A 10,825-nucleotide genomic window follows, 5' to 3' on the forward strand; every position below is an offset into this window, starting at 1 on the left:
AGTCCCGAAGTTCTCGCCGGTCGCTGGTGGTTGAGGGAGGCGGCCGCTCAGGAGCGGATGGCGTCGGTGTCGGCCAGAGGGACTCAGATGCTGATCAGGCCGGTTGTGTTGAGGAAGTGTTGCTGGTCGGGGTGGAGAAGTAGCCAGCCGCGCTGCTGGTTGTGGAGCCATTGGCGGGCTGCTGGGTGGCGGGGGTGGGTGTGTGCGTGGTGGTAGGCGCGTTGCCACAGGATGGGCCAGGGAGGGTTCCACCAGGGGTCGATCGTGGCGAGCACCTGCTGGGTCGGGGAGGGGCTGGTCCGTTTCTTCGCGAGTTGGCGTTGGCTGTCGAGCCACTTGCCAAGGGGGAAGCCGTCGCGGACGGTCTTGATCGGAGGGCAGAGGTGGCCGTGGTCGGCTGCCCAGGTGCGGGCGTGTCGGAGTGCTTCGGCATGGGGACGGGGCCGGGAACTGGGCTGCCAGTGGCCGGCTGTCTGGGCGGTGATGCCGATCGCGTTCAGCAGGCGCTACTGGCCGAGTTGGAGCTGGTCGTACTGGAGGCAGGCCCGGGTGATCCAGGTGCCCAGGACGGTGCTTGGGGCGGGGATGCGGGCTTCGGGATCGAAGGGGCGGCCCGCTTTGATGTGGTCGCGGGCGCGGTAGTAGTTGCGCTGCCAGTGCAGGTCCCACGGCGGGTTCCACCACGAGTCGATCGAGGTGAGCTCGGTCAGGTGGGGTGAGGGCGGCAGCCCGCGGCGTGCTCGGTCCTTGGCTCGGTTGCGCTGGCTGAACAGCCACCACCCCAGCGGATACCCGTCGTGCAGGGTGTCACGGGGAGCTGCGAGGTGACCGTGTTCAGCGTGCCAGGACCGGGCATGTGCCAGCGCTGTTTCGAAGCCCGGCCTCAGATCGGGTCGGTGCCCGAGGCGGCTGCCCGGCTCGCGGGGACGCTCCGGCTTGGCGGCACGCCGAGTGCGGCGCCGACCCCGGGGAGCCGCAGGGCCTGCAGCTCGTCTGGCGTTGCCGACCTTGTCTTCCCCGTCTGCGGCCAGGGTCGCAGCCGACCTCTTTGAGGCCGTACGTGCGTGCTCCCGGGCCGTGCGGGCTACCTCGGTAGTGATGCCGATGCCGGCGAGGAGTTGCCGCTGCTCCTCGCTGAGCTCGTCGTACGTGGCGCACTGGCGCCACAACCAGTCGACCACACCAGAGTCGTCGAGGACATTGAAGCCGTTCTCGGCCTGGGGGCGGCGGCCGGCTGCGGCGTCGCGGGCCCGGTAGTAGTAGCGCTGCCACGTCAGGTGCCAGGGCGGGCACCACCAGGGGTCGATGGCGGTGAGGGCCTGGGCGCGGCCTGCGGGCATGGGCCGGTTGCCGGTGCGCTGGTAATTGCGCTGGTTGGCGAGCCACTGTCCCAGGCGGAAACCGTCGTGGACGGTTGCGGAGGTCACGGAGGCCAGGCTGCCGTGTTCGGTGGCGTAGGAGCGGGCGTGGGCGAGGGCTTCTTCGGCGCCGGCCTTGAGGTTGCGTCGTCTGGGGCGGGCGGCGGCCGCCGCCGCGGCATCGATGCCGATCTGTGTGAGGAGGCGCTGCTGTTCGGGGTGGAGGGTGGGGTAGCGGGTGCACTGCAGGTAGAGCCATTCGCCGAGGCTGTAGCTGGTGGTGGGGAACCCGCGGGCCGGCTTGAGCGGGCCGTGGGTCTGGTGGTGGGTGCGAGCGTGGTGCCAGGTGCCAGGTGCCAGGTGCGTTGCCACAGCGTGCTCCAGGGGGCGTTCCACCACGGGTACAGCTCGGTGAGGGCGGCGGCTTGAGGGGCGGGCATGCGGGTGTGGCGGGCGCGGGTGTTGGCGAGCCACTGGCCCAGCGGATAGCCGGCGGGGGTGTCTTCCTTGGGGACGGCGAGGTGCCCGTGCTGCTGGTGGTAGGCCTGGGCCTGGGCCTGGCCTGTCTGGAAGGCTTGCTCGGCCTGGAGGCTGTGGCCGCGTAGGCGTCTGGCGGGTTTTGCCGCGGGCGGGGTGCCGTCGGCGGCCGGGGCGTGGGGGAGGAGATCGCTGAGGGGGCGGGGCCGGTGTGATGAATGCACCTTCCACAGCGTGCGCTGCGCCGCAGGTGTGGAGGCCGCGCGGGTCCTCACGCAGGAGTGGGCCCAGGTGAACAGCGGCCCGTGGGTGACGGTGGCGAGGTGATGGGCGAGCCACGGTCGCCCGAGCTGGTCAGCGACCTCGGTCAGCAGCCTGGGTAGTTCGCCCAGCCGGTAGGGGAGATGGCGGCGCGATTCGGTGATGGTGCGCTCTTGCACGGTGCGGTCGGTCAGTAGGCGTGCGAGGGTGACGGTCTCGGGATAGGTGATCAGGTCGCGGGCGGCGACCTTCCACCAGCCCGGATCGGCGCCGGTGGGCCGGGTGGCCTCGAGACGGGTCGGCCACAGATGCTCCTCGTCCGGCCAGGGCTGGTTCCACCAGGAGCCAGTGATGGCGCGGGCGACTTCGAAGGCCTGCGCACCGGCAGGGGAGCGGCGCAGCAGTCGGACATGCCGTCGCTGGGCGTCGACCACCTCCGGGCACGGGCCAAGAGGCAGGGGCAGGCCGCTGGTTCCGGGCAGGAACAGCAGCCAGTAGCGGTGGCGTGCGCAGACCCGCTCCTCGGCAGCCAGGTACCGGCGTGCGGGCACGCGGCGTCCGGTGCGTGCGGCGGTGCATGCGGGGCATGTCGGCCCCCAGGCCACGACGGCCTCCTCACCGCGCATCAGCCGCCCCACCGGGCCGGCTCCGTACTTGCCGCACGGTTCTTCCCGCCTCCATGCGGGCAGGGCCTGCTCGAGCACCTGTGGTGGAACACGGCACAGGGTGGCTACACGGGCGCATGCCTGGGTGTTGAGGTGGATCTCGCTGTCCGGGTGCAGCATGCCGGTGAGGTTCTGCTGGTCGCCGACGTCGGTTACGGCGGCGAGCAGGTCGCGGATGGTGAGGTGGTAGCGGGCGGCGAGCCTGGTCAGGAACGACAGCGTCAGCTCTCCCGGGAGCGGAGCCACCCGTCCTGCCGCGCCGCAGCCCATGGCGGGCACGATGCCGCCGGACGCTTCTGGCTTGCGCTCCGTACGCCCGCTTGCGGGCGTACGGGAGGTCGCGGTCGTGCTGCGCTGCTGGGTCACGCCGGATGCCTCTACTTCCGTCGTGCGGGCCGGACCTGAGCTTCGGCTGCCGCGTCGAGTTCGACCTCGCTCAGCAGTTGCTTGGTGATCCGCTCGGTGCCTTCGGTGAGGGCGATGAGGGCGGCTTCGCGGATGAGGTGGGAGAGGCTGCCGATCCGCCCGCCGGTGCGGGCATGCAAGTAGGAGGCGTGTTTGACCAGTGTTCCGGGTCGGTGTGCGCGCAGCCTCAGCAACGTCTCCATGGCCCGCACGAAGTCGTCCCATACCGCCCTGTCCTGCTCGGTGGCATACGCCAGCGGGCGGTGGCGGAAGATTTTGAAACGGCCGGCGATCTGCGCTCCGCGCACCCCGCTGAGCAGCGAGGAGGTTTCGACGTCGATCGCGGAGTACACGAAGGTGGCCGGAATGCGTTCGCCGAGGTACTTGAGCTGGTCGGAGGTTTCTGCGCCGGCGCGCCGCTGGGTGTCCAGGAGGTGGACGTCGTCGATGAGGACCAGCTGGGTGCTCAGCTCGCACAGCAGGTCGCACACGGCGCCGGTGATCTGGGTCTGGTTGAGGCGGTCGGTGATGGGCATGCCGAGGAACCGGGCGAATTCGCTGACGAGCATCTTGGGGGTGGCGGCTGGCGGCACGCTGATGAACAGCACCGGTCTTCTGCCGTCCTGGCCGGGGTGCTGGCGGGCGTCGGCCAGCTGGAAGGAACGCCCGAGCGCCATCATCGTGGTGGTCTTACCCGTCGCGGCCGGGCCGGAGATGATCAGGCCGCGGCGGGCGCCGGCCTGCTGGCGGCGGTTGAGCAGCAGCAGCCGGCGCACGGCGGTGAACACGCTGTCCATGGCCGGGGTGCGCATGACGGCGAGTTCGGAGTGGTAGTCCTCGCGCTCCGCCTGGGACCAGGCGCCGTCGGTGACGTCACGCGCGGACGCCGGGGCTCGGTGGACGAAGGCGTCCCACCCCTGCCATACGGTCGGAGGGGCCAGCGGGGCGAACCCGACGGCACCGGTGGCGATCGGGCTCACCATCGCAGGGACTCCTCGAAGGGGTCGTAGACCGTGACCTGGGGACGTCTCGGTGCAGGCAGGCCGGCTTCCTGTACCGCGCCGCCGGTTGGGGAGTCACTCTGCGGTGTGTGTTCAGCCGGCCAGATACTCAGAGCGCCGTCGTCGGTCAAGGGCTCCTCGTCGTCCTCGCTGTCGTCGAAGACGCCCTCACCAGGCTCATCGGCTTCCGCCTCCGGCTGCTGGCCGTACAAGATCCCCCACACCGCACCATCGGTTGCGGCGGTGCGGGCGCGGGCGGCGACGACCTTTTCCCGCCGGGTGCCATGTCCGGCGGCGGCGCGCTCCAGCAGCTTGCGCAGGGCGAGCGCCAGGACGTGTTCGTGCTGCGCGCGGTCTGCACGGCGGGCGACGGTGCGCTTGATGTGCTGCCAGGCGAAGTCGGTGAACGGGGCGCTGACCATGGTGTGGTGGATCCACGGCACCGCCTCCCACCCATATCCGCGCGGCTGATCAGGCCTCGGCAGCCGTACCCAGATCTGGCCGGGAGCGTGCGGGTTGTAGTGGATCTCCCACAGGCCGTCCGCCGCCGGCGAGCGCTCGCCGCGGTAGGGGTTGAGGACCTTGTGGTCGTATGTGCGGTAGTCGATGCGGATGCCGTAGTCGTTGATCTTCTGCCGCTTGGCGGGCATCAGCTCGATGTAGTCCTCACGGCCCAGCGGCACCGGGACATACCCGCATACGGCGACCAGCGCCGACCACATCTCGTTGGGCGACAGCGCACAGCGGGCATCATCGGATGCCGCAGCCCGTCATGCTCACGCTCCTGCCACCCGCAGATGATCCACTCATGGAACATCTCGGCCAGCTGGGCCAGCGTCCACACCGCCTCGCCCTCGGCGTCCTTCCCGCGCTCGCCGGTGTGCGAGGCCGTGTAGGAGGGCACGTGCTGCACGAACAGTGTGTTGATCGAGGAGAAGGTGCGCTCCACGTGCCCTTTGGCCGGTCCGTTGCCCGGCGGCGTGGGCTGCACGGAAATGCCCAGCGACTCGCAGGCGGCGATGAACGAGGACGAGACGAACACCTTGCCCTGGTCGACCACGATGGTCTGCGGGGTGATCACCGGCCGCGCCGCCGCGCCCTCCAGCCGGGCATCCACGCTCAGCAGCCGCTCGTAGGGCACCACCGAGTGTTCCATCGCCAGTGCCTCGGCCCAGTCAGGCCGCATCGGCGTCGGGACCATCATCTGCGCCAGCAGCTGCGCCGCGTCGACGCTGCGGGTCCCTTTCGCACGCAGCACGGCTGCGCAAATGGTCCGGGTGGCGACATCGAGCGCGATGGTCAGCTCGGGCCGTTCCACCACCCCGTCGTCGAGTACCACGAAGGCGTCCAGCACGGTGCTGTCCATCATCACCAGCTCACCCGGCGCCATCACCGTCGTCGGGACGAACGGGGGAGCCGGCCTCGCTGAGCGCCAGCGGCGCTGCCGCGCACTGGCCAGCAGCCCGCGCCCGTCAGCGAGGGCGTGCACGAGCCGGTTGAACGTCGCATTCGAGGGCAACGGCACCACGCCAGCCCCGTACTGCTCGGCCAGCAGCCGCTCGGTGTACACCCGCAGCCGCCCCAGCGTTCCGCTGGAGCGCTCCCGCCCCGCCTCCAGCACCTCCCGCACAGCGGCCACCACCCGCTCGTCCGCATGCCCCAGCGCCGTCCGCGGCCGGGTGGCACGGTGATCCACCAACCCCCACACCCCGTCCTGCCGGTAGCGGGCCCGCATCCGCCGCACCGTCACCACGCTGGTGGGCATGCTGGCCGCCGACAGCTCCGCCGCCTTCGCCTCCTCGCGCTGCGCCAGCGTCCGCGTCTGCGGGTCGTACTCCGCCCGCAGACGCGGACCTGCGTCACTGGGCCCGCCCGTCTGCCCCGTCTCCACCTCCCGCACATGCCGCTCCCACGCCAGGGCCCGTTCCCGCACCGCCTCGGGCAACGACTCCAGCAAGCCCAGCGGCGGCACCCTGGGCACTCCTGGCGCATCCATGACTTCGAATCCCGCATCGGCGAACAGCGGCGACAGCAAAACGGCTGCTACTGCACCGTCCTCGGCGACCAGCCGTACCTGCCCGTCAGCTAGGGCCGCCACTGTCCAGGTACGCCCCCCGAACCGCACCTGGCTCCCCAGCTCCACCACCGGCCTGCCCGGCACCCCGCTGCCCGCCCTCACTCTGCCGCCTGGGCCCACACCGGCATCCGCTCATGCATCGCCGCCCCCAGGTCCGCCGCCAGCCGCCCCGCCCACAGGGCATGGAACAGCGCGGGAAGCACGACCAGCGGATCCCCGATTCTGCGTACGCCCTCCCACAGCGGCGCCGGCTCGGCGAACGCCTCCTGCAGCGCGGTAGTCAGCAACTGACCACCGTGGTGCCGCGGGTGCCGGTATCCGGCCAGCCAGGTCACATTGCGCCGGTAGATCGGGTCAACAGGCCCAAGCACCCAGTACCGCCAGCCCGCCGCCGTACAGATCTCTCCGACCACCGCAGCAAGAGACCGCTGACGCCCCGACAACTCTTCTCTCCCCGTGCAGTCGGCGAGCACCCCCTGGCCATCGGCCAGCCGGAGCATCAACTGAGGAGCATGCGCCCGCACCCCGCTCGGCACATGCCACCGCAGTTCAAGCGGCCGGGCGGCCAGACCGCTGACGCGCGGGTCGCGGTCGAGGAGCATCACATGCAATCGCATCGCCGCTGACCCGTAGTGCACCAGCCGTCCGGTGGTGGCCGACCACCACCATCCCGGTGCAAGCCGCTTGCCTTTGCGGGTTGAGAAAGGCTTCAGCGGCGGATCGTTTTCGAAGACCACCTCGGCGGCAGCCGACGGCCACCTCGAACACTCCGTCGCCCCGCCCGCAGCCCGGAACAGCACGTCCACCGACTCGATTTCGGGCCGCTGTGCCCTCGCTCCGTCCCACCCAGTATCCTGCATACAGAACCAAACGGCTCATCGGCCCATCCGGTAATGGGCGTGCGCGGCCCACGTCAGTTACGCCCGGACTGTTCTGCAGCCCACGTGTAGCCCAGCTCGGCGAGGGCGGCGAGTTGGTCGGCGTCCAGCCGGTCCCGCCTCGCACGAGTGTTCGATGTCCATACGCCCAGCTTCACGACTACCGGCTGCGCCTCGCCGTCGACCGTGATCTCTTCGTTGTGGCCTCTTGGCACCGGCCGGTGGGCGCCTTCCCGTTCCACCCATTGCGTGAGGGCTGCCAGGCCACGCTGGAACGCCTGCTGCGCCTTGGCCGAGCCCTTTGTCGCACGGGTGGACGCGGGTGTGGGAGACGGGGTCTCAGCGTGCTGTACGCCTAGCTTGGTCAGTCGTTCCTGCTGTTCGGTCGACAGCAGTTTCCAGGTGCTCGGCTTGCGCTGCTGCTGGAGCCACGTGCCGATGTCGTCGCCATCGAAGGTGACCCCGGGTGCGATGTCGGGCAGGTGGCCATCGGCGTCGACCAGGTCGGCGAGTACCCGGTAATAGCGTTGCCAGTTGAGTGGCCAGGGGCAGTTCCAGTCGGGGTCGATCGCGGCCAGTTGCTCCGCGCGTTCTGCCGCCCGCTTCGGGTCCTTGCCCAGGCCACCTTGACGCCTCAGGTTGGCCATGTGCTGCCCGATGGGTACGGGGCCGCCGCCGGCTGGGTCGTCCCAGACGGCGTCCTGCCTCGGCGCCAAGTGCCCGGTGGCCCGGCGGTAGGACCGGAGCGTGGCGAGCTTGGTTTCCCAGGCTTCTTCGCCTGGTTCCCACACCATCCCGGCTTCGTCGAGCAGCTCCTTGCGGTGTGAATCGAGTTCCCCGGCGCGCAGTGCCTTCCGCTGTTGGTGGACCCATCGGCCAAGCGGAAACGACTTCGTTGCCCCGACCTGGACCTCGACGTCATAGGGGACGGCGTAGAGGCCGGTGATTTCGTTCTCCGCGCGCCAATGCAGCAGTGCTTGGTAGCCCTCGAGCCAGACCAGGGATTCGGGCCGGTAGACCCGGGTGCGCAGGAAGGCCGCGATGGTGCCAGCGTCGCGTGGGGTGGAGAAGTGCAGCAGGGCGGCTTCGGCGGCGGCCTGCGTGCCGTCCTCCTCCTGGTCCTCGCTGTCGCCCGCGCCGGCCTCGACAACCCGCCCCTCTTCGTCGCGCCGGACATGGATCTTGCGTTTGCCGCTGGTGAGGGCGCGGGAGGCGAGTTGCTCGACGAGTCGTTCATCATGACTGCGCAGGCCCTGCAAAACGGCTACGAGGGGGCGGAACGAGGCGGAGGCGACCATGTCGGTCGGGTCCTCGCCGGGCTCGAGAAACACCGGCACGATGATCCGCGCGATTTTGGTGGTGCCGTCGGGATTGGGTCGCAGTGCGCGGCCGATGTTCTGCACGATCTCGACCTGCGAGCCGCGGGTGTCGGCGAAGCAGACGGCTTCCACGCCCCGCTCGCCGGTGATGTCGACGCCTTCCCCGAGGACGCGGCAGCTGGCGAGGAACGCCCGGTGCACCCGCCGACCTGTGGCGTCGACTCCGTTCGCGAACTGGCGCAGGACTTCCCGCCGCTCGGTGACGAGGTGATCGCCGCACAGCCACGCCGACCACACCCTCTCCGGGGGTACGTGCCGGCCGGCCTCGAGCTCGTAGAAAGCCGCGTCGATCGACGACGCGGGGAGCCGGTCCGCGGCCGCCAGGTCCTCGTCCGAGACGTCGCCTGCATACAGCTCGGCAGCGGTCTGCGGCAGCTTCTCCGCGAACGCGGCGGCTTCTTCCACCTTCTGGTGGAACGTCATGACCGTACGCAGGTTCCATTTCGCGGCGTGCTCCAGGAGCGCGGTCTGCAGCAGGGCCAGGCGCCGGCCTCGCCGGGCCTCTTCGGATTCCCCGAGTATGGGGGAGGGGTCGCGGATCTCCAGGACGTCGATCTCGAACCCGGCGAGGATTCCGCGCTCGATGGCTTCCGAGAGTCCGAGTTCGGCGATCCAGGGCCCGTAGGTGGCGGAGTCCTGGCCCATCGACGCCAGCTCCAGCTCCTGGCTGGGCGCGCCCTTCTGTGGCCGGGGCGAGGCCAGGATGCGCGGGGTGGCGGTCAGGTAGAGCCGGAAGTCGGCGGGGATGCGGGCGTTGTCGTGGATCGCCGCCCACGGCCGACCAAGCTCCCCCGCGGTTGAGTGGGCCTCATCCACGAGCGCGAGGTCGAAGCCTGCCATCTGCTGCCCGTACAGTCGCTCCCCGCCCGCCAGGGCGGCCTCCAGCGGCCCGCGCACCTTGCCCTGGGCCTCGGGTGCGTCGATGTCCTCGCGGTCCACGAGAGAGGCGTACGTGGCGAACACGACCACCGGCCCGCGCCCGGCCCACAGGGCGAGTTGGATCGGGTTGGTCGTGGTGCGCACGCCCAGCGAGGTGAGCACCGGGTCGTTCTCCAGCGAGCACACCGCCACCATCGTGGCCCGGTGGCCCACCAGCCGCCACGCCTGGGCGGTCTGCACGAGCAGGTCCAGGGTGGGCACGGTCACCAGGATCCGCCCGTCCGGGAAGCACTCCAGCGCGCATGCGGCGGCGGTGATGGTCTTCCCGGATCCGGTCGCGGACACGATCGTCCCCCGCTTTCCCTGAGAGGGCGCGGGTGATCTTGCAGGGAACCCTACCCATTTACGGAAGGCGGCCTTCTGGGTTACCTGGTGTTCCCGAAGCTGAATACCCAGCATTTTCACGGATCCTCCCCGTCTTCTTTTGTGCTCGCTTCAAAAATCACAGGGACGGGGTGAAGGGCGGCACGGAGACGGTACCGTCCTCGCTCACGACGATCCGCTCGGCAAGCTGGGCCAAGATCTCAGAGGGGCGCAGCCCCGTCCGGCCGGCCACCACCCGCACCAGCCGACTGGACGCGGAAGACAACCAAACCTCCGCCCGCAGCTCATCCGCTTCCTCCCCTCGCTGCTCCCCCAAGCCGGCGTGTGAAGCAAGAGCACCAGCAGACCGTTCCTCACGCTCGCGAGCCCACACCGAACCCTGAGTGTCCCGTTCCGGCTCGTACACACTCCAACCAGCTGCAGTCATCAAGTCCCTGACGCGCCGCCACTCACCGTGCTTAGCCAACCAGATGACAGCCAACCGCTCTCGGTCCATATCGAATGCGTAGAAGGAACCGTTTCCCCTCAACCGCTCCGCGGTTTCCCGCTCACGGACAGCGGCCTCCGCGACCTTCTCCGAAACGGCGGCGACGTCTAAGCCATCAGCCTGACGCCGGACCTGATCCCGAGCCACGTCTTGAGCACTCCACATGCGTTTTCCCTTTTTCCGGAAGCGCGAGCACCTGAGCCCGCATCGAGCGGTTGAGGGTGTCTCCTGTTACCGCCAATCCTACATGTGCATCACTTGGAAGGAAGCCCTTACCTGACATCTGACACCAGCGAGCAACCCCCACTCTTGCAGCCAGCGAGGCCCGCGAAGCGGGCCCGAACAGTCCTGGAGGCGAAGCCGGAAGGACTGTTCGGGGCGGGGGAGCGCAGCGGACCCGCCCTCAGGCTGAAGCGAAGCGAAAGCCTGACAGCGGGGACGATGTCCCGCCCGTTCCGGGAGCGCAGCGGACGGAACGTCAACCCCGCTGCGAAGCAGCGGGGTTGCGCGGGTGGCGCAGCCACCCGCCAGCGCTCCCGCGGAGCGGGAGCGCAACCCCCGCGCCGCGCGCGGG

Annotated in this window: 9 protein-coding genes; all 9 read right to left on the bottom strand. The window is 69.9% G+C overall.

The window, feature by feature from the left end; genetic code table 11:
* Positions 1–83 precede the first annotated feature (83 nt).
* Positions 84–503, bottom strand: a complete 420-nt coding sequence (locus ACF07S_RS32815) for a helicase associated domain-containing protein (RefSeq protein WP_391975876.1) — start codon at positions 501–503, stop codon at positions 84–86.
* Between the two features lie 3 nt (positions 504–506).
* Positions 507–1,427 carry a helicase associated domain-containing protein gene (locus ACF07S_RS32820; protein ID WP_391975867.1) on the bottom strand — a complete coding sequence of 307 codons (921 nt, stop codon included), beginning with the start codon at positions 1,425–1,427 and terminating at the stop codon, positions 507–509.
* Positions 1,424–3,007, bottom strand: coding sequence for a Helicase associated domain protein (locus ACF07S_RS32825; RefSeq protein WP_391975868.1), 1,584 nt, complete (start codon positions 3,005–3,007; stop codon positions 1,424–1,426). The genes ACF07S_RS32820 and ACF07S_RS32825 overlap by 4 nt, the downstream gene beginning before the upstream one ends.
* A 131-nt stretch (positions 3,008–3,138) precedes the next feature.
* Positions 3,139–4,149, bottom strand: coding sequence for a TniB family NTP-binding protein (locus ACF07S_RS32830; RefSeq protein WP_391975869.1), 1,011 nt, complete (start codon positions 4,147–4,149; stop codon positions 3,139–3,141).
* Positions 4,143–4,850 carry a Mu transposase C-terminal domain-containing protein gene (locus ACF07S_RS32835; RefSeq protein ID WP_391975870.1) on the bottom strand — a complete coding sequence of 236 codons (708 nt, stop codon included), beginning with the start codon at positions 4,848–4,850 and terminating at the stop codon, positions 4,143–4,145. The genes ACF07S_RS32830 and ACF07S_RS32835 overlap by 7 nt, the downstream gene beginning before the upstream one ends.
* Entirely contained in the window at positions 4,817–6,163 is a 1,347-nt protein-coding gene (locus ACF07S_RS32840) for a hypothetical protein (RefSeq protein ID WP_391975871.1), read from the bottom strand. The genes ACF07S_RS32835 and ACF07S_RS32840 overlap by 34 nt, the downstream gene beginning before the upstream one ends.
* A 179-nt stretch (positions 6,164–6,342) precedes the next feature.
* Positions 6,343–7,050 carry a TnsA-like heteromeric transposase endonuclease subunit gene (locus ACF07S_RS32845; protein WP_391975872.1) on the bottom strand — a complete coding sequence of 236 codons (708 nt, stop codon included), beginning with the start codon at positions 7,048–7,050 and terminating at the stop codon, positions 6,343–6,345.
* A gap of 107 nt (positions 7,051–7,157) precedes the next feature.
* Complete coding sequence (locus tag ACF07S_RS32850) at positions 7,158–9,839, bottom strand: Helicase associated domain protein (RefSeq protein ID WP_391975873.1); 2,682 nt, start codon at positions 9,837–9,839, stop codon at positions 7,158–7,160.
* Positions 9,840–9,882: 43 nt separating this feature from the next.
* Positions 9,883–10,029: a hypothetical protein gene (locus ACF07S_RS32855; protein ID WP_391975874.1), complete on the bottom strand. Its 147-nt coding sequence runs from the start codon at positions 10,027–10,029 to the stop codon at positions 9,883–9,885.
* Between the last annotated feature and the right edge of the window lie 796 nt (positions 10,030–10,825).

It is taken from the genome of Streptomyces sp. NPDC016640 (genome assembly GCF_043076215.1).
GTDB lineage: Bacteria > Actinomycetota > Actinomycetes > Streptomycetales > Streptomycetaceae > Streptomyces.